This is a genomic window from Corynebacterium aquilae DSM 44791 (assembly GCF_001941445.1).
Taxonomy (GTDB): domain Bacteria; phylum Actinomycetota; class Actinomycetes; order Mycobacteriales; family Mycobacteriaceae; genus Corynebacterium; species Corynebacterium aquilae.
On sequence record NZ_CP009245.1, the window covers coordinates 1,677,071 to 1,696,182 of the forward strand.

A 19,112-nucleotide genomic window follows, 5' to 3' on the forward strand; every position below is an offset into this window, starting at 1 on the left:
TGCGCCTTGAGATTAGGCTAGCCGTTGAATCACCATACCGTTATTTTCGTTTCGGCGCAGTGACTATTGATTCCGATAGGTGCCTCGGGGGTGCGGGGGTGTTACCAGCGGCGCAGGTAGTTGATTCTTTCGCGCAGTTGGTCCGCGGTGCATAGCGCGGTTGGGGGGCCACCGCAGGCGTTGCGGGCTTCGGTGTGGATGGCGCCATGGGGCCGTCCGGTTCGAGAGGATGTGATGGAAACTAGGGCGTTGAGCTCTTTGCGCAGGGCGGGGATTTCATCGCTGGCTACTCGCTCGGCGGCTGCTTTGTTGCCTGCGGAGTTCCGCGCGTTTTCTTCTACCTCTTTGCGCTTTTTGTCTTCTTGGGCGCGTGCTTCGACTTGTTCTGCTTGGCGTTGTTTGAGCAGTTGGCGCATTTGTTCCGCATCCAGTAGCCCCGGCAGTCCTAGGTAGTCGGCTTCTTCTTCGCTGCCGGCTAGGGTGGCGGTGCCGTAGGTGGATCCGTCGTAGATGAGCGAATCGAGTTCTGCGTCCGCGCCGATGGATTCGTACGGTTTGAGCAGGGCGTCCGGTTCGCTCTTTTTCTTGTTGGCTTCCGTAAGTAGTTCGTCGTCCCAGCCTTCTTTGACCCGGTCGGGTTTGCCCAGCACGTGGTCGCGTTGGGTTTCCATGCGGGAGGCTAGGTCGAGCAGGACGGGCACGCTGGGGAGGAAGACGCTGGCGGTTTCGCCGGGCATGCGGGATCGCACGAAGCGGCCAATGGCCTGGGCGAAAAATAGTGGGGTTGATGCGGAGGTGGCGTAAACGCCGACGGCGAGTCGTGGCACGTCCACGCCTTCGGAGACCATGCGCACCGCCACCATCCATTCGTCGGTGTTGCCGTCGAATTCCTTGATGCGGTCGGAGGCGCCTTCTTCGTCGGAAAGAATCACCGACACCGGGGTGGATGAGAGGGATTCTAGGATGCGGGCATAGGCGCGGGCGGTGGTTTTGTCGGTAGCGATGACCAGGCCGCCGGCGTCTGGCATGTTTTGGCGCAGCTGCATCAGGCGTGTGTGCGCTGCTTGGAGGACTGCCGGGATCCAGTCGCCGCGGGGGTCGAGGGCGGTTTTCCAGGCGCGGGCGGTTTGTTCGGCGTTGAGCGGCTCGCCGAGTCGGGCGGCGAATTCTTCGCCGGCGCTGTCGCGCCACCGGGCCTCCCCGGAGTACGCCAGAAACACCACGGGGCGGACCACACCGTCGGCGAGGGCGTCGGAGTAGCCGTAGGTGTGGTCGGCTTTGGACTTCAAGTAGCCCTCGCCGTCGTCTTCGTAGCGGACGAAGGGGATCGCCGAGTCATCGGAGCGGAAGGGGGTACCGGTGAGCGCCAGGCGGCGTTCCGCGTCGCAGTACGCCGTGCGCATACCGTCGCCCCAGCTTTTCGCGTCGCCACCGTGGTGGATCTCGTCCATGATGACGAGGGTGCGTTTGGCGGTGGACAGTTGGTAGTGCTTGTAGGGGTGCATCGCCACCTGTGCATAGGTGACGACGACGCCCTGGAATTCCGGGTTGATGACTCCCGCGTTGGAAAAGTGCGGGTCGAGGCTGATCCCCACCCGGGCAGCAGACGCCGCCCACTGCACCTTGAGGTGTTCAGTGGGGACGACGACGATGATGCGGTCGACGGTGCGGTTGCCGAGCAGCTCGGTTGCCACACGCAGCGCAAAGGTGGTTTTACCGGCGCCCGGGGTTGCTACCGCGAGGAAGTCTTTGGGCTTTTCAGCGAGGTATTTGGTCAGCGCTTTGCGCTGCCACGCGCGAAGGTTGCCGGCCACTATTTCCGCAGGCTCCGGTACACGCGCTCACAGTCGGGGCAGACGGGGGATCCGGGACGGGCCTGCTTGGTGACGGGGAAGGTTTCTCCGCACAGCGCGACGACTACGCGACCGTTGACTGCCGAGTCAATGATCTGGTCTTTCTTCACGTAGTGGAAGAACTTCGGGGTGTCGTCAGTCGTTGAGGTCTCGTCGCGGACATCTGGGCGTTCGATGGTCGTTGTTGAGGTACTCACTCGACCTATCATGCCCCAAACTTCGCGCGCGGTGGGATTTGCGCTCTACTGCGGGGTAATCCTGGCCGGTAAACCACCTACTGTCTTTAGGGCATCAACCGGTTGGCAACCAGCGGTGTGGGGTGGGTTCGTGTGGGTGGGGCTTACCCCGCCGTAGTGGGATCTGCCCGCACTTCGGCCTATGGTGGTGTGGTACGCGAAAGATATCGGCAAGGTGCTGGAAGGATGTGGTGACGGGTCGTGTTCGGTTTCCGACGAAACGTTGAGCTCATTACTGACGCGCGCCAGTCTGCGGTGGAAAACTACGAGTACCGCAAGAAGGTCTACAACATCTTGCAGGGGTTGCGTGTGCCGGTGTTGTTGGCCGCCTCGGCGACCTATTTGTGGGCCCACAACGTCATCATTGCGGGCATTTTGATGGTTATTTGTGTTCCCCTGCCGTGGGTGGCGGTGGTTATTGGTAACGGGGTGGGTGAACCGCATGATGCCCGGGTCAAGCAGGTGTATAAGCCGCAGGCAACACGCGACGCGGCGCGCTTGGCGGCGATGCAACTGGACGCGGCTTCCGCGACCGGGCAGTTATCGTCCGGTTCGGATAGCCATGCGCAGGTCGAGGTTTATGACGGCACTCCCTTTGACCCGCGAGAGCCCTTCCATGGGGTGGTCATCGATCACGATGACGTGTCTGAGCCTCCGTCTTCGCAGCAGCAGCCCGCGGACAAGCCTGCTGAGTACAAGCGCTCGGGCGGGATTTTCACCTAAAGCTTTTAGCCCGCAAGCTCATGTCCTTTTAGAAGTTGCACGTCGAGTACCGGTGCACGTTTGTCGGGAGTGTGGGGCGCCGGTGGGTGGTGTGGCCTGTGGGTGAGGCATGATGGTTACCTGCCACGGTTGACATCGCGGCAGGTAACCCCGAAATGTTTTTGCGAGGATTTTTCATGCACCCCACTTTTGTGTCTTTGGCCCCGCGTCTTGTTAGCGCATTGCGCCGGAATAATTTTTCTCTAGACGGACTGGAGATCACGTTGGGCGACGCTGGGGTGGCTGCCATGGATCGTCACGATCCGACGGGGGTGTGCTGGGCTGCTTCGGGCGCGGATATGGCTGCCACGGTTGCTCGCGCGTTTATTGCTCACCAGCCGCAGCAGCGGGTGTTTTTTGAGGACCTTTTCGGCACGGATGTTGTCGATGCTTTGCTGTCCATCCACGCATTGGTAGCCGATCCTCGCACTCCGGAGGTTTTCCACGTTGCTTTCGATGCGCGACCGCGCGAAATCGCCGGAAACGACATCATCGTGTTCTCCGACGTCGACGGGTCCATGGCCCACCCGGTAGGTCCTGCGGTGGAGCGGGTGCTGGGGGTAGGCTCCGCGTCGCTCAGTTTGCTTGCTTCTACCCCACTGACGCCAACCGCTCGGGTGTTGGATCTGGGAACCGGCTGCGGAGTGCAAGCTCTCGCCCAAGCCACCTGCGCGCGCAGTGTCACCGCCACGGATGTGCTGGATCGGGCCGTGTTTTTCGCTCAAGCAACTATCGCCGGTGCCGGCTTGGACGACGTCATCGAATGCCGTCAAGGCAGCTGGTTTGAGCCGGTCGCAGGTCAGCAGTTCGACCGCATCGTGGCTAATCCCCCCTTCGTTGTTGGACTACCGGAGGTGGGACACGTGTACCGCGACAGTGGCATGAATCTCGATGGGGCGACGGAGTACGTGGTGAAAAACTGCCCCGATTTTCTCGCCCCATCCGGCACCGCCCACTTGTTGGGTGCGTGGATCCACACCGCAGACCAACCGTGGCAGCAAAGAGTCTCCCAGTGGATTCCCACCCATGGGGTGTTGGCACTGTTCCTCCAGCGAGACGTCGCTGATCCTTCGCTGTACGTCGACACCTGGTTGCGCGACGAAGGGTTGGATCTCCGCGACCCGGATACGGCTGCACGCGCCCAAGGTTGGTTGGATCATTTCTCCCGCCACCACGTCGAAGGGGTGGGTTTTGGCTTCATCGCGCTGAAAAAGATCAGCGATGAGCTTCCCTCTGTGGTCCGTTATGAAGATTTCACCGCGCAGTACGGCGCACACCTCGGTGAGGAAGTGGAAGCCTTTTTTGGCCGCCTCGAGTGGCTTTTGCGCCAGGACGAAGACAGTCTGTTGGATGCTCGATTCGCGCTTCACCCCGAGGTTGCGGTGGAAGATATTTCGACAGTTGACCGGGAGCAAGGGATGGGTTTCCGGCGGGCAACGCTACGCATCAGCCGCATGGATGGTCCGCGCTATCAGCATGAAATTGATGAGGACGTACTAGCACTACTTGCTGGTTTGAACCCGCAGGGGCTGAGTTTGCGAGACATCATCGGGTTGCTATCCGCCACCCGGGGTGTGGACGAGGAAGAACTTGCCCCGCAGGTGGCCTCCATCGCGCGAGATCTCATCGACCACGGGTTCATGATCCCCGCCGAATTGCTCTGACACCAGCCACGCTTTGCCCACGGGAAAGCGGCCCCCACGGGCCTTTTTCTGGGCGCCTTGCCAGCGGTTAAGCTTAAGGCTTGGTTAACGTTCGCCTCGATGCAAGGAGCCCCACCGTTGAAAGCTGTTTTGACCCGCGTGAAAAAGGCCTCGGTTGAAGTTGATGGCACCATCGTGGGCAGCATTGACGCCCCGGAGACCTGCGGAATTCTTGCGCTCGTCGGGGTTGAGCGTTCCGATGCCGATGATGCGTGGCAAACGATGGTGCGCAAAATCGCTAGCCTGCGGATCCTCCCAGACGAAAAGTCTGCGTCGGACGTCAATGCGCCCATCTTGGTGGTCAGTCAATTCACCTTGGCCGGCAAAACCGCCAAGGGGCGTCGCCCGTCCTGGTCCGAGGCAGCCAGTGGCAGTGAGGCAGAACCCGTCATCAATAAAATTGTCGAAGGTCTACGGGCAGAGGGTTTGCACGTGGAGACCGGACAGTTCGGCGCCATGATGGAGGTTTCCTCCATCAACTCCGGCCCATTCACCGTCCTCGTCGAGTGCTGAGTTGGACTGAGCGCACACCACACAATCCACACCCAGCACACTGCCCATTCCACCGGTCCGAGCCAGCGGAACAGCACCGTTAGGACCCCTCGGGTGTAGGGGAAGAAAAGCGACAAACCTTGACTTTCGGTTATCGGGGGTAATTTTCGCTTTCGTTTCGGACATCCGGGGAACTTATCCCCCACACCACGCGTTGGTGAGGGTAAGACAGGCGATGTTCTATGAGGCCTAGGAGGCACAGTATGACCGCACCGTCCGTAAACGACACCGATCACGAGGAAGTCGACCGCGGCAGCCGCCGAGGGCATACCAACGACAATCCTTCCGCCGATCTGGTTCGCGTTTACCTCAACGGTATTGGCAAGACGGCTCTGCTGTCCGCCGAAGACGAGGTTGAGCTCGCCCAAACCATCGAGATTGGTTTGTACGCCCAGCACCTGTTGGAAACTTCCAGCAATCTCACCCGCGCCAAAAAGCGCGACCTGAAGATCCTGGTTCGTCAGGGACAACACGCCCGCACTCACCTGCTTGAAGCGAACCTTCGCCTGGTGGTGTCGCTGGCCAAGCGTTACACCGGTCGCGGCATGCCGCTGTTGGATCTCATCCAGGAAGGCAACCTGGGCCTGATCCGCGCCATGGAGAAATTCGATTACACCAAGGGCTTCAAGTTCTCCACCTACGCCACCTGGTGGATCCGTCAAGCCATCACCCGCGGCATGGCCGACCAATCTCGTACCATTCGCCTCCCCGTCCACCTGGTCGAGCAGGTCAATAAGCTTTCCCGCATCAAGCGAGAGATGTATCAGACCCTGGGTCGCGAAGCGACCAATCAGGAACTCGCCGAAGAATCCGGAATTCCGGAAGACAAGATCGAAATGCTGCTGCGCCAGTCCCGCGATCCGGTGAGCCTGGATATGCCGGTCGGCGCCGATGAGGAAGCCCCGCTGGGTGACTTCATTGAGGACTCTGACGCCACCGACGCAGAGGCTGCGGTCGTTGCTTCCTTGCGGCACTCTGACATTCGCGACGTTATCGATTCCCTGGAACAGCGGGAGCAGGACGTCATTCGGATGCGCTACGGTCTCGATGATGGGGTGCCGCGCACCCTGGATCAGATTGGGCGCCGCTACGGATTGTCTCGCGAGCGCGTCCGCCAGATCGAGCGGGAAGTGATGAGCAAACTCCGCGATGGCGACCGTGCGGACCGCTTGCGCGAGTACGCCGAATAGAAGCTTGAGCCCCTCGCATCGGAATAACACCTTCCGATGCGAGGGGTTAACTGTTAGTTCACCTGCACCGAAAAGCTTTTGATACAAGAATTTATAGTTGCGACCATAACTAATAGTCCCCCACAACAGGTTTTTTTAGTACAGTGTTCTCATACCACTGAACCGTGGTGTCGTTGTCGAAAAGACCACAATCCGAGCAATGCAATGGTGAGTTGACCACCAGAATTTCGCTTTCGGAAGCTCGCACTTTTCACTCCACCACGGAACACGCAGTTTCAGCCTTCCACCATGAGGGCATGTTGAGCGGGTTTTCAGCATAGTTTTTAAAGAATTTTCGACTCAAGAAGGGCCAACAACACCGTGAAGGATCTGGTCGATACCACCGAGATGTACCTCCGCACGATTTACGAGCTGGAGGAAGAGGGTGTTACTCCCCTGCGTGCTCGCATCGCAGAGCGTCTCGAGCAGTCCGGCCCGACCGTGAGCCAGACCGTCGCACGCATGGAGCGCGATGGCTTGGTCGTTGTTGCGTCGGACCGCAGCCTGCAGATGACCGCCGAAGGCCGAGCCCTGGCAACCGCGGTGATGCGTAAACACCGCCTGGCTGAACGGCTTCTTACCGACATCATCGGCCTCGACATCCACAAGGTGCACTCCGAGGCGTGTCGCTGGGAACACGTGATGAGTGACGAAGTGGAGCGTCGCCTCGTTGAGGTTCTCGACGTCTATGACCGCTCCCCCTTCGGAAACCCCATTCCGGGCCTGAAGGAAATCGGTGTCGCCAATGCACCCGAGGCTCACTTCGGCACCCGACTCATCGACCTGCCCTCCGGTGAGCAGTTCACCGTCCGCATTGTGCAGCTCAATGAAATCCTGCAGGTGGACGCTGAGCAGTACCGCGAACTGACTAGCGCCGGCATCGGTATCGGTTCCGTCGTCGACGTGGTCTGTTCCCAAGGCCAGGTCAAGATGACCCACGATGGCAAGGTCGTGGAATTGGCGGACGATTTGTCCCACGCCATCCGAGTCGACGTGGTCTAAAACTTTTCCACACAACAAGCAAGGTCTTCCCCCACGTGTGGGGGAAGACCTTGTTGCCGTTTAGCGGTGGCCTGCGGCTAGTCCTCTAACGGCGGCTCGCAATAAAACGCCACAATGTCCTTGGAAGCTTGTGCGCAGGCATCTAGCAGTTCTTCAAATAGTCCCCGCTGCGCGCACTCCAGCGCCAAAGCCGCCAAACGGTGATGGGGGTCTTCTTCGCGGGCCACATTCAACGCCGGCATCATCGTCGACCGACATGGTGATGCGCACATGTACAGCGCAGCTAGGCTCAAGGCGTTGATTCGGGCTTGCCCAGAAAAGACCTGGGCACCGGCGAGCGCTAGACGCTGCCCCGGCGCAGACAAATGCTGCGTAACCGTGACCAGGCAAGCATCCCGAAACGTGGGATGCGAGGTCGCCTGGGCGAAAAGCTCCAGCAGCTCTCGATCCTCCCGGATCTCGGCCACGTCAAGGTCTTTTTCCACGATGCTTTCCAACGCCGCACGATAGCGGTGCACGAACTCCACCAAGTCATTTTCGGTGCTTGGGTGCCGCTCAAGATGTGCCATGGTTTCTCTCGTAAAATCACGCGCCGCATCCATGAGGGAATCGATGGTGTCCTGCCCGAGCTTACTGGGGCAGGGTTGGAACATCTCGTAGGCTTCTTCCCGGCTAATCGCCGGCAAAAACCCGCTATCGAGCAAAGGCTTCATGCTTGGGGAAGCCAGAATGCTGCTAATCCTCCCAGAGTCCCACCCCGGAACAGTTTCAGACAGATCCACCTCGTCTTCGCTGCGGTGCACCCTGCAGTAACGCTGTTGGCTGAGAATGTCTTGGGTCAGCCAACAACCAAGCACTTTGATGCGGTGAGTGTGCAGTCTGTCCGCGATGTGTTCCACGGCCTGGGCATATTGTTGCGGCATTTTGCGGGGGTGTTTGGGAACCTCGGCATGTTCATCGACGATGAGCAGCAAGACAAAATCAGCCGTGATGTAATCGAGGAGTTCTTCGAGTTGATCACGAGTGGTGACGTCTTCAGCGACATCAAGGTCGACCCGAAGGATCGGCCCCATCGTAAACCGGTGCTCCCCGATCCTTTCCAGGGTTAACAGCACGAGAGACTCTTTGGGATAGAACCCGAGAATTCCAGGTACGGCAGCAAAAAGCTCACCTGGGTTAGTGGTGGTGTGTGTTCTCATGGCTGCCACTGTGCCCGCTGGTGTCGCACGTACCTGAGCTGGTTGCCGGGCGGTTGTGGAAAACCCGCATGATCGTCGCGCGGGGTTGTGGGAAGCTTTGGACACAGATCAGGCCGCGTGTTTGGTTCAGCCTTTTCGGGTATCGTGGGTTGGCTACTGAGGTTTTATCTGCCCATTGCGCCGTATGGACTGTTTTCTTTCGAGGTGGTGTTGGGTTTTGTGGGCGAGCGGTGGAAATTTTTTGCCCGCCTCAACCGTTATTCCTTCACCGGGCCGTTGAAAGTAGGCCATGATGGATTTTGACTTTAATGGAGGTTTTCAACCATGAGTGATTCTTCGCGGCGTATGTACGAGTTAGCTTTTCCCCGTCCCGCGGTCGACGATCAAGGCGAGGGGCCGGTATTAGTGGTGGCTTTGCAAGGGTATGCCGATGCCGGTAATTCCATCCGCATTAGCAATAGCCATTTGCTGCAGGCTTTAGAAAACGCGACGATTGCTTCCTTCACAATGGACGAGCTGATCGATTATCGCGCCCGCCGTCCAGCGACCACGTTAAAAGATAACCAAGTGGTGGATGTGGAGTCTCTAGAGTTGACTTTGCGCGTGGTGAAAGACCTCTCTAATAGGCCTTTTTTGCTACTTAGTGGCGTAGAGCCAGATTTTCGCTGGGATGCTTTTACCGATGCGGTGAGCGGCTTCGTCGACAATTACGGGGTGTCCTCCGTGCTATTTTTGTACGGCGCGGCGATGAATGTGCCGCACACGCGACCATTGGTGGTTTCGGCGCACGGCAATGCCCCGGAGTTGTGGGCCAATGCGATTTCTTTGGATGCGCAAATGACTATTCCGGGTTCGGCTCAGCTGACACTGGAGCACGCTTTGATGCAGCAGGGCACCCCGGTGTGTGGCTTTACCGCCCATGTCCCCCACTATTTGGGTGCTGGGGATTACCCGGCGGCCGCTTTGGGTTTGCTGACTGCGGTGAGCGAATCGGGAGATTTGGATCTGCCGCTGAAGGTGTTGCAGCAGGACGCTTCGCGCGCCCAGGAGCAGATTAATCGTGAGCTCGGAGATCATGTGGAGCTCACTCCGATTATTTCCCAGCTTGAGCAGGCCTTCGATGATGAGGTGTCGCGCCGGAAGAATCAGGCAGAAATCGCTCGGGCCGAGGAAAACATTCCCACTGCCGATGAGTTGGGAGACTTGGCGGAGTCGTTTTTGGCGTCCGTTGACATTGACGATGTTTCGTTTCCTCCTCCGCCGGAGGATTCGGATGAGGATACCCGTGAGTAACGTGGCCGCTTTGTAGTGGTGGTTGTGAGGTGACCCCGGTGAGGTTTTGCTGTTTGGCGACTTCCCCGGGGTTGCCGTTTTCCCGCTAGTGTAGGTCGGGTGACGTTAACGAGCCTGATCCCTGATTTGCAAGAAGTTCCTTCCTCCTTGGTTGAGGAGGCAATCTTCGATTCTTTCGTGTCTTATACCCAGCAGTCTGGGTTGTCGCTTTATCCGGCCCAGGAGGAGGCGGCGATGGCATTGATGGGGGGCGATAACGTTATTTTGGCAACGCCGACGGGGTCGGGTAAGTCGATGGTGGCGTTGGCCGCCCATTTCTATGCGTTGGCCAAGGGGCAGCGTTCTTTTTATACGGCCCCGATTAAGGCTTTGGTAAGCGAGAAGTTTTTCAGCCTGTGTGAGGTTTTTGGCCCGGAGAACGTGGGCATGATGACTGGTGATGCCACGGTGAATGGGCAGGCGCCGATTGTGTGTGCGACGGCGGAGATCGTGGCGAATATTGCGCTGCGTCAGGGCGCGGATGCTGATATCGATCAGGTAGTGATGGATGAGTTCCACTATTATTCGGATCCGCAGCGCGGGTGGGCTTGGCAGGTCCCGTTGTTGGAGTTGTCGGGCGCCCAGTTTTTGTTGATGTCGGCGACTTTGGGTGACACGGAAGCGCTGAGCGCTGACTTGTCGGAACGAACGGGCCGTCCGACGACGTTGGTGGCGGGTGCGCAGCGCCCGGTGCCGTTGGAGTTTTCCTACGTGTACACCCCGGTGCACGAGACGGTGGAGGAGCTTCTTGCAGCGGATAAGGCTCCGATTTATGTGGTGCACTTTTCGCAAAGGGAGGCCAGCGAGCGCGCTCAGGCTTTGACGAGCGTGCAGATGGTGTCTAAGGAAGAGAAGGAAAAGATTGCGACGGAAATCGGCGATTTCCGTTTTTCGACGACTTTTGGCAAGGATTTGTCGAAGTTATTGCGGCGGGGTATCGGGGTGCACCATGCGGGCATGTTGCCGAAGTATCGGCGTTTGGTGGAGCGTTTGGCGCAGACCGGTTTGTTGAAGGTGATTTGTGGCACCGATACCTTAGGGGTGGGGATTAATGTGCCGATTCGTACCGTGTTGATGACGGGTTTGGCGAAGTTTGATGGAACCAAGGAACGTATTGTTTCTTCCCGCGAGTTTCATCAGATTGCGGGGCGTGCGGGCCGCGCTGGTTTCGATACGGTCGGCTATGTCGTCATTGAGGCTCCGGAGCACGAGATTGAGAACGTGCGTTTGCGTAAGCGTGCGGGCGGGGATGAGAAGAAGCTGAAGAAGTTGAAGAAGAAGTCTGCGCCTGCGGGTAGGGTGTCGTGGACTGATTCGACCTATGAGCGTTTGACGGTGGCGGAGCCGGAGCAGTTGGTCAGCCAGTTTCGGGTGTCGAATTCGATGGTGTTGAATTTGTTGGCGCGTGGTGGTGACACTGGGCAGGTTTTCGGCAATTTGTTGCGGGGCAGCCACAATACGAGGGCGAAGCAGAATCAGGATATTCGCACCACGATTGAGTTGGTGCGGGGTTTGTTGTCTTCTGGTGTGGCGCAGCGGGTGGAGCATCCTGGCCAGGATCCTGCGGTGACGTATGAGCTGTGTGAGGATATTCAGCGTGATTTTGCGTTGAATCAGCCTTTGGCGCCGTTGGCTGTGGCGATGTTGGAGGTGCTGGATCCGGACTCTGAGACGTACGCCCTTGATGTGGTCAGTGTGTTTGAGGCGGTGTTGGATGATCCGCGTCCGGTGTTGGTGGCGCAGGAGAAGGCGGCGCGTGGGGAAGAGTTGGCTGCGTTGAAGGCTGAGGGGGTGGAGTACACGGAGCGGATGGCGTTGTTGGAGGAGGTGACGTATCCGCAGCCTTTGGCGGAGCTGATTGAGCAGTCGTATCAGACGTATTGTGAGGGGCATCCGTGGGCGCGGGAGTTTTCGCCGTCGCCGAAGTCTGTGGTTCGCGACATGGTGGAGCACGGGATGACGTTCTCCGACATGGTGGCGACTTATAAGATTTCGCGGGCTGAGGGGGTGTTGCTGCGCTATTTGACGGATGCGTGGCGCACGCTGTCGCATTCTGTTCCTGCGGAGCGAATGAGTCAGGAACTTGATGACATCATCGTGTGGTTGGGCGAGTTGATTCGCCAGGTCGATTCCTCTTTGGTGGATGAGTGGGCGTTGATGGCGGATCCTGATGCGCCGATTTCCAAGCAGCAGTTGGAGCAGGAGCGCGGTTTTGGGGTGACGGATCCGCAGTCGTTGTCGGCGAATAAGCGGGCGTTGACGATCATGGTGCGTAACTACATGTTCCGCTTGGTGGAGTTGTTTGCCTTCGAGAAGGAAGCCGAGTTGGAGTCCGTGTTGGATTATCTGTCTGATTCGGCGGAGGGCATTCCGGATTTCGGTGCTGCTTTGGATGATTATTTTGAGGAGTATGCGGATCTGGATGTGTCTCCTGCGGCGAGGGGGCCGGAGTATTTCCGTCTGGATACTGGCGCCCCGTCGAGCAGGGTGTGGCAGGTGCGCCAAATCATTAAGGATCCGGCCGACGATAAGGCTTTTGCTTTTGTGGCTGAGGTGGATTTGGATGCCTCTGATGCTGCGGGCGAGGTTCGTTTGGGCAGTTTGCGCATCGATTACGCCTAAGGTGGCAATACCGCTGTGAGTTGGCGGTACTGATGGGAAAAGCCCACTGACTGCTGGTCAGTGGGCTTTTGGTGGTTTGTGGCCGGGTTGTGGTTAGGCCTTGGTGAGTTCTTCCATCATCTTCTGGTCTTCTTCCGGGTTGCGGCCGGGGGTCTTCAGATCGAGTTTGGTGATCATGAAGTAGAAGACGAAGTAGTAGATGACGAAGTATGCGGCGCCGACCACGAGGAGCAGGAGGGGCTTGGTTGCGATGCCGAAGTTGAGTAGGTAGTCAAGGGCACCTGCGGAGAACAGGAAGCCGTCGTGGATTCCGAGGGCGTTGCAGACAGCCAGGGAGGTGCCGGTGAGGATGGCGTGGACGACGTAGAGCGGCCATGCGACGAACATGAAGGCGAATTCGATGGGTTCGGTGATGCCGGTGAGGAAGGCGGTCAGGGCCAGGGAGACCATGCCGCCACCGACGTATTTGCGCATTTCGGGGCGGGCGGCGCGGGTAATGGCCAGGGCAGCGGCCGGCAGGCCGAACATCATGATGGGGAAGAATCCGGTCATGAAGGTACCGGCGGTGGGGTCTTGGGCGAGGAAGCGGCTGATGTCGCCGGTGACGGTTTCGCCGTTTTCGCCGGTGAATTCACCGAGCATGAACCACGGGGTGAAGTTGAGCAGGTGGTGCAGGCCGACGGGGATGAGTAGTCGGTTGATGACGCCGAAGAGGAAGCCACCGGCCTCGGAGTAGCGCACCATCCATTCGGACAGGGCGTTGAGGGCGGAGTTGAAGGCCGGGTAGATGACGAGCATCGGGATGGAGACCAGCACCATGGTGAAGCCGGTGATGATGGGCACGAAGCGGCGTCCGTTGAAGAAGCCGAGCCAATCGGGAAGGCGAGTGCGGTGGTAGCGCTGCCAGAGCATGGCTGCGATGAGACCGGCTACCAGGCCGGCGAGGACGCCGTAGTTGATGGTTTTTTCGCTGTCTTCGCCGAGGACGAAGGGGCTCATGCCTTTGAAGATGTTGGACAGCACCACGTATCCGACAACACCGGCCAGGGCGGTGGAACCGTCTGCTTTTTTAGCCCATCCGATGGCCACGCCGACGGCGAACAGCAGGGGCAAGTTTTCAAACAGGGCGCCGCCTGCGGAGGAGAAGATGGTCGATACCCATGCCATGAAGGTGTTGGAGTCGGCCCAGCGGCCGAGCATGTCGTCTTGGCCGAGGCGGAGAAGCAGGCCGGCGACGGGCAGGGAGGCGATGGGAAGCATCAGGGAGCGGCCGAGCCGCTGGGAGTAGATCAGCACGCGGTTGCGTGAGGTGTCTTGAGCAGACATTGTGGCTCCTTCGACGATCAAGCATGTGGTTTTCTGTGCTGCGATCGTGGCGCCGAAGAAAACGCTGATGCTTGGTGGTGGTGGTTTTTCACGATGGTGGTTGCCGCTGTGGGCCTCTGGGTGTCCGCGAAGCGTCAGTTTCGTCCATGTTGTTTTTAAAAGGCGGCCGCATATTTTTTCTGCTGGGTTCCACCCTTTAAGAGGTAGCTGGATATAACCATTGATTGTGAAACTAGCCTTAACGTAGCACGGTGCCGTTATCCCCGAAACCGTTTTCGGAAAAATGGTCGGATGTTTACTCCCCCATTTGGGGGCAAAGCGCAGATTTCCATCACCGCCATGCGCCTTATTGGAAGATTTTTCACCGGTGTTTTCGGGCGCCTTCCTGCGATTATCTTTGTTTTGCCCGAAAACTCACCTATCGGCAATGAACACCAGTCGACATAAAAGCGCCCGCGCCCGCACATCACCTACTATGCTGCTGGTTAGAACCAGGGTCGTCTTTCGCACCGACTACTCCCCTTGTTGTGTCATAGCCTCGACGGGGATTATCGGAAAAGTTTTATACAGACCCCCGGTTAAACTCTCATCACTTTCCCTCCCCTAGGTCATCTAGCGATAGACCACCTTTTGGGTCGCGAGCAAAGGAGCACCCCATGGCCAACTTCAATCCCGAAAACCTACTTGCCGCACTCGGTGGCGCCGAGAACATCGACGAGATCGAAGGCTGCATCACCCGTTTGCGGACCGTGGTCAATGACTCATCGAAGGTCGACGAGCCGGCGTTGATGGCCGAAGGCGCTAAGGGTGTCATGATTTCCGGGGATGTCGTCCAGGTGATTGTTGGCCCGCAGGCCGAGATGATCGCTGACGACATCAACGACCTGATGGACTAGCACCATGGTCGCCGTGATGAGTCCCTGCGCGGGACAATTGACCGCTCTTTCCGAGGTGAATGACCCGGTCTTTAACAGCTACACGGTCGGCGATGGCATCGCCGTAACCCCCGCCAACGCCGGCGAGGTCACCGTGTGCGCACCGTGCTCCGGGAAAGCGATCCGAGTCATGCCGCACGCTTTCGTGATTTTGACGGAGGAAAAGACCGGCATCCTGGTGCACGTTGGTATCGATACCGTCCAGCTCAAGGGCGAGGGCTTCGATGTTCTCGTGGAGCAAGGGTGCCACGTGGACATGGGGCAGGCGATGGTGCGCTATACCCCCCAAGAGGTAGCGGATAAGGGGCTCGATCCGGTAGTTCTCATCGTCGCGATGGATTCCGCCCGAGGGGATGCTCAACTCACGAAGCTCAGCCCCGGCGATAAGGTCGAAACCGGCGCACCACTGTTCCACCTTTAACCCCCCACCCGACACACCAAAAAACACCACAGCACCTCTGGCCCCTTACCGGGCGGAAAGCTAGAGGCGCTGTGGTGTTTTCTCAGTGGTGGTTTTCTCAGTGGCGTTTTTTAGGTTCCGCTCCACCCCGCAAGATGTTGGGCTACTAGAACGCTTGATGGGCTTGGCCCCCTTTTTTTGGCGGGGCTTGAAAAACCCCGCCCAACAGGACAGGTGTTTCTCTGTCTTGCCGGCGGGGTGATGCAGTAGGCCGGGGTTTTCTTTCCGGCGCTGCGAAGTTTTTAGCGTGCGGCCTCGATGGCCACAGCCTGGGCGACGCCCTGCATGGTGGCGGCAATCTTGACTGCCTCGAAGACCTGCTCCTTGGTCAGGCCCTCGCCACGAACGGTGTTGTCGTGGGCGGAGGTGCAAGCCTCACAGCCGTTGATGGTGGACACAGCCAGGGACCACAGCTCGAAGTCCGCGCGGTCAACACCGGAGTTAGCGATGATGTTCATGCGCAGACCCATCTTGACCTGTGCGTAGTCGCCACCGAGGAATTCCTTGGCGCGGTAAGCAACGTTGTTCATAGCCATGATGGTGGCGGCGCCGAGGGCTGCCTCGAAAGCCTCGTCGGACAGGTGGCCCTTAGCCTCGTCAGCGATCTCGGAGAAGACTGCCTCGTTGCGGGTAGCGGCGGCGGTGGCAAGGAAGGTGCCCCACAGCTGCTGCTCGTTGAGCTCGGTGCCACGGGCGAGGGTGCCCAGGTTCAGCTTGAGGTCCTTGGCGTACTCCGGCAGGGAGCCCTTCAGGTTATCGATCGACATATTTTTACTTCAGACCTTCCTGGAGCTGCTCCATCTTGTTGATGTTCTTGGTGGGGTCGTTCTTCTGCCAGTTGCAGGCGCAGACCTCTTCAGACTGCAGAGCGTCGAGAACGCGCAGCACCTCGTCGACGTTACGGCCGACGGCATCCGGGGTGACGGACACGAACTGGATGATGCCGTCGGGATCGATGATGAAGGTTGCGCGGTCGGCGACACCCTCAGCGTTTTCCACGCCGAGAGCCTTGATCAGGTCGTGCTTGATGTCGGAGAACATCGGGAACGGAACGGTCTTCAGCTCCGGGTGGGTTGCACGCCAGTTGAAGTGGGAGAACTCGTTGTCGATGGAGCCACCCAGGATCTGGGTGTCGCGATCCTGGAATTCCTCATCGAGCTTGCCGAAGGCAGCGATCTCGGTGGGGCAGACGAAGGTGAAGTCCTTCGGGTAGAAGAACACGACCTTCCACTTGCCCGGGTAGGAATCGCTGGACACGGTCTCGAAGTAATCCTCGGGGGAGGAAGCGTCGACGCTGTGCAGGTCGCCACCCTTGAGGGCGGTCAGGCTGAACTCGGGGAACTTGTCGCCAATGGTCAAAAGAGCCACGGGGTCTCCTAAAAAATGTTGCGGGTATGTTGTCCGCGTCACCCCTTGTCGGAATGTACGCGGTCTGGTTCAGTCTGCCCTCGATCTCGTGACCGAGGTGGATGAAGCAGGTAATTGTGATGAAACTCGCAGGTAATCAATATCTGGTGTTGAGCAACACTTTTCGCATGGCATCAACATTCCACGCTGCAGTGCGCCCACCCCGCCTAATGTGGCGGATTTCGGCGCTAGCAGGGGCATTGCCCGGGCGTGATGGAATTAATGCGAGAAATGCAGTCGATATCACTGCGGTTCGCAGACAAGTATGCCGGGCAGAACAACCTTTGTCAAAAGGTGTTAGCTTGCACTGTCGTGTAGAGTTATAAGCATGAGCAATAAAGCGTATCGTCCGACGCTCGCACAACTGCGATCGTTCGTCACCATCGCCGAGGTCCGACACTTCGGCAGCGCAGCCAATAAGCTGGGCATTTCCCAGCCTTCGCTGTCCCAGGCCTTGGTGAGCCTCGAATCCGGTTTGAACGTTCAACTTATTGAACGCTCCACCCGGCGCGTCATCGTGACCCCCGCAGGACGAGAGCTTCTCCCCTACGCCACCGCCACCTTGGAGGCCGCGGATCGCTTCCTGGCGCAGGCGCACGGCGTGGGCGGCGGCCTGGTGGGTCCGGTCACGTTGGGCATCATTCCCACCATCGCCCCGTATCTGCTTCCCTCCTTTTTCGACATCGTCTCCGACGAGTTGCCGGGGGTGCATTTGCGCATCATCGAGGAGCAGACCGCCAATCTGTTGACCGGTCTGCGTGAGGGCAGCATCGATGTGGCGATTTTGGCACTGCCGATCGACAACAGTGGCCTGGAGACCACTCACCTGTACGCAGAAGACTTCGCCGTCGTGTGCCCAATCAACCACCCCTTGGCGGGCCGAACTGATTTGTCGGTCTCCGATTTGGAGGGCGAGAAGCTGCTGCTGCTCGACGATGGTCACTGTTTGCGTGACCAGGTGGTGGAGTTGTGCCGTTCCGCTGATTTGCAGGCGCGCAATTCGGTCTCCGATACCCGCCTGGCTAGTTTGGCGACGGTGATGCAGTGTGTGGCCGGCGGGATGGGCGTGACCCTGATTCCGTCCAGCGCTGTAGAGGCGGAGGCTAAAAGGCCGGGTTTGGCGATCGCCCGGTTCTCGTCTTCGGTCACCGCGTCCCGCACGGTGGGGTTGTGCTACCGGCGTTCCTCCGGCCGCGCCGATGAGTTCGAGCGCATCGGCAACATTGCCCGCCGCGCCTTCGACAACAGCATCAAATAGCTTTCACGCCGTTCTCGCTTAAGTGCAGGTACACCTCGGTAGACACCACGGTGTAAAGGTCTGAAAAGGTCTGTAAAGGTCTTGGTGGGGGTGCCCCCTGGTGGGGTTTGATGGATATAAAAATGCCCGGGGCTATCTTCACGGTAGCCCCGGGCATGTGCGTCTGTTTCGCAGCGCCTGTGGGTGGCTGCAGCTCCTAGTCGATGAGTTGTTTCGGCAGGGTGGCGTATTCGTGGCCGGTGATACGGCGGGCGGCGTGCATGGAGGCCACCGAGCCTGCGATGCTGCCGACGAAGGCGGTGACCTGGAATGCTTGTCCGCTGAATTGGGCGAGCAGCTGGGTGAAGAAGGTCAGTCCGAGCAGGCCACCGTAATTCTGCTTGCCCAGCTTGATGGAGCGACCCAGCGCATCAATCAGGCTGATGTCTTCCAGCAGGGGCAGCACGGGCCACAGCGCGAAAAACGGCGACAGCAGGAAGATCACGAGCGCCATGAGCACGATGAATGCGAATAGCCCAAGGAAGATTTGAATCAGCGGCCAGGGGTTATCGAGCTCCCCGTAGCCGGACAGGTGACTCATGAACTCTTCCCGGAAGGCTTGCTTGCCCAATAGGTTGAGGGCGCCGATACCGATGAGGAAAACGGGAAGCGAGTACAGAAATACCGCCAAGGCGCTATTGAGCCATCCTCGCGCAGGGATGAGATCTTTGATTTCGGCGCGTACCCCGCTGGTCATTTTCAGGCTGACATTGAACACCATGGGGGTCACAATCGCCGAGATGATCAGGCCAACAAGGATCAGACCACCCAGGGCGAGCAGCATGCTGCCGAACTCCCCGCTACCGGGGTCGGCGTCAGTTCCGCTGTCGAAGATGCTGGCGAAGGCGTAGATCAGGGCGAACACCAGCAAACCTCCCAGCGCGAGGCTGGCGAAGAATCCCGCAATTGCCACCACTACCCAGGGCATGGGGTTGCGCACCAGCTGGGTCATGCCCATGGTGAGGCTTTCTTTGATGCTCATCCGCCCGTCGCCGCGCAGCACGGTCAGCGAGGCCTCCCATTGTCCGGGCAGGGCACCATTGGCTGCCCCCGGAGTGGCGCCGGAGGCTTGCCCATAGGGGGTTTGTGGCTGCTGGGGGTAGCCGTCGTCGCCATCCCCTGGGGTTGAGGGATATTGGGGTGGCTGTGTCATAGCGTCGTCCTCTTTCTCGGTCGATGGAGCTGGTGCAAGCTCAC

At 58.9% G+C, this 19,112-nt stretch carries 19 protein-coding genes; 12 read left to right on the plus strand and 7 right to left on the minus strand.

The window, feature by feature from the left end; genetic code table 11:
* Positions 1–101 precede the first annotated feature (101 nt).
* On the minus strand, positions 102–1,814 hold the full coding sequence (locus tag CAQU_RS07095) for a DEAD/DEAH box helicase (protein ID WP_075726440.1): 1,713 nt from the start codon (positions 1,812–1,814) through the stop codon (positions 102–104).
* Positions 1,814–2,050, minus strand: coding sequence for a DUF3039 domain-containing protein (locus CAQU_RS07100; protein WP_211276110.1), 237 nt, complete (start codon positions 2,048–2,050; stop codon positions 1,814–1,816). The genes CAQU_RS07095 and CAQU_RS07100 overlap by 1 nt, the downstream gene beginning before the upstream one ends.
* A gap of 240 nt (positions 2,051–2,290) precedes the next feature.
* Between CAQU_RS07100 and CAQU_RS07105 the strand changes: the two genes are divergently transcribed.
* The 5 genes from CAQU_RS07105 (at position 2,291) to CAQU_RS07125 (ending at position 7,337) form a co-directional block, all read left to right on the plus strand.
* On the plus strand, positions 2,291–2,812 hold the full coding sequence (locus CAQU_RS07105) for a DUF3099 domain-containing protein (RefSeq protein WP_075726444.1): 522 nt from the start codon (positions 2,291–2,293) through the stop codon (positions 2,810–2,812).
* Positions 2,813–2,988: 176 nt separating this feature from the next.
* Positions 2,989–4,515, plus strand: coding sequence for a DUF7782 domain-containing protein (locus CAQU_RS07110; protein WP_084562882.1), 1,527 nt, complete (start codon positions 2,989–2,991; stop codon positions 4,513–4,515).
* 117 nt (positions 4,516–4,632) lie between these two features.
* Positions 4,633–5,067 (plus strand): D-aminoacyl-tRNA deacylase, encoded by a 435-nt coding sequence (gene dtd, locus CAQU_RS07115; RefSeq protein WP_075726448.1) that lies wholly within the window; start codon positions 4,633–4,635, stop codon positions 5,065–5,067.
* A gap of 242 nt (positions 5,068–5,309) precedes the next feature.
* Positions 5,310–6,296, plus strand: coding sequence for a sigma-70 family RNA polymerase sigma factor (locus tag CAQU_RS07120; protein ID WP_075726450.1), 987 nt, complete (start codon positions 5,310–5,312; stop codon positions 6,294–6,296).
* A 360-nt stretch (positions 6,297–6,656) separates the two neighbouring features.
* Entirely contained in the window at positions 6,657–7,337 is a 681-nt protein-coding gene (locus tag CAQU_RS07125; RefSeq protein ID WP_075726452.1) for a metal-dependent transcriptional regulator, read from the plus strand.
* A 77-nt stretch (positions 7,338–7,414) separates the two neighbouring features.
* On the opposite strand, the gene CAQU_RS07130 is transcribed toward CAQU_RS07125, so the two are convergent.
* Positions 7,415–8,536: a DUF4192 domain-containing protein gene (locus CAQU_RS07130; protein ID WP_075726454.1), complete on the minus strand. Its 1,122-nt coding sequence runs from the start codon at positions 8,534–8,536 to the stop codon at positions 7,415–7,417.
* A 117-nt stretch (positions 8,537–8,653) separates the two neighbouring features.
* On the opposite strand from CAQU_RS07130, the gene CAQU_RS12645 reads away from it, so the two are divergent.
* From CAQU_RS12645 to CAQU_RS07140, 3 genes are all read left to right on the plus strand, one after another.
* Entirely contained in the window at positions 8,654–8,839 is a 186-nt protein-coding gene (locus CAQU_RS12645) for a hypothetical protein (RefSeq protein WP_157108942.1), read from the plus strand.
* Between the two features lie 21 nt (positions 8,840–8,860).
* On the plus strand, positions 8,861–9,829 hold the full coding sequence (locus CAQU_RS07135; RefSeq protein WP_075726456.1) for a PAC2 family protein: 969 nt from the start codon (positions 8,861–8,863) through the stop codon (positions 9,827–9,829).
* Between the two features lie 99 nt (positions 9,830–9,928).
* Complete coding sequence (locus tag CAQU_RS07140) at positions 9,929–12,490, plus strand: DEAD/DEAH box helicase (protein WP_075726458.1); 2,562 nt, start codon at positions 9,929–9,931, stop codon at positions 12,488–12,490.
* A 93-nt stretch (positions 12,491–12,583) separates the two neighbouring features.
* Here the strand turns inward: CAQU_RS07140 and CAQU_RS07145 are convergent, their stop codons facing one another.
* Positions 12,584–13,816, minus strand: a complete 1,233-nt coding sequence (locus CAQU_RS07145; RefSeq protein WP_075726460.1) for a PTS transporter subunit EIIC — start codon at positions 13,814–13,816, stop codon at positions 12,584–12,586.
* A 291-nt stretch (positions 13,817–14,107) separates the two neighbouring features.
* On the opposite strand from CAQU_RS07145, the gene CAQU_RS12650 reads away from it, so the two are divergent.
* The 3 genes from CAQU_RS12650 to CAQU_RS07155 all read left to right on the plus strand — a co-directional run bounded on the left by CAQU_RS12650 (position 14,108) and on the right by CAQU_RS07155 (position 15,172).
* Positions 14,108–14,263 carry a hypothetical protein gene (locus tag CAQU_RS12650; RefSeq protein ID WP_157108943.1) on the plus strand — a complete coding sequence of 52 codons (156 nt, stop codon included), beginning with the start codon at positions 14,108–14,110 and terminating at the stop codon, positions 14,261–14,263.
* Positions 14,264–14,472: 209 nt separating this feature from the next.
* Positions 14,473–14,712 (plus strand): PTS sugar transporter subunit IIB, encoded by a 240-nt coding sequence (locus CAQU_RS07150; protein ID WP_075726462.1) that lies wholly within the window; start codon positions 14,473–14,475, stop codon positions 14,710–14,712.
* Between the two features lie 16 nt (positions 14,713–14,728).
* On the plus strand, positions 14,729–15,172 hold the full coding sequence (locus CAQU_RS07155) for a PTS sugar transporter subunit IIA (protein WP_245797331.1): 444 nt from the start codon (positions 14,729–14,731) through the stop codon (positions 15,170–15,172).
* Between the two features lie 281 nt (positions 15,173–15,453).
* Here the strand turns inward: CAQU_RS07155 and ahpD are convergent, their stop codons facing one another.
* Entirely contained in the window at positions 15,454–15,978 is a 525-nt protein-coding gene (gene ahpD / locus CAQU_RS07160; RefSeq protein WP_075726466.1) for an alkylhydroperoxidase, AhpD family, read from the minus strand.
* Positions 15,979–15,982: 4 nt separating this feature from the next.
* Positions 15,983–16,579 carry a peroxiredoxin gene (locus tag CAQU_RS07165; RefSeq protein ID WP_075726468.1) on the minus strand — a complete coding sequence of 199 codons (597 nt, stop codon included), beginning with the start codon at positions 16,577–16,579 and terminating at the stop codon, positions 15,983–15,985.
* A 367-nt stretch (positions 16,580–16,946) separates the two neighbouring features.
* On the opposite strand from CAQU_RS07165, the gene CAQU_RS07170 reads away from it, so the two are divergent.
* Positions 16,947–17,876 carry a hydrogen peroxide-inducible genes activator gene (locus CAQU_RS07170; protein ID WP_075726470.1) on the plus strand — a complete coding sequence of 310 codons (930 nt, stop codon included), beginning with the start codon at positions 16,947–16,949 and terminating at the stop codon, positions 17,874–17,876.
* 196 nt (positions 17,877–18,072) lie between these two features.
* Here the strand turns inward: CAQU_RS07170 and CAQU_RS07175 are convergent, their stop codons facing one another.
* Positions 18,073–19,068, minus strand: a complete 996-nt coding sequence (locus CAQU_RS07175; RefSeq protein ID WP_075726472.1) for a hypothetical protein — start codon at positions 19,066–19,068, stop codon at positions 18,073–18,075.
* Positions 19,069–19,112 lie beyond the last annotated feature (44 nt).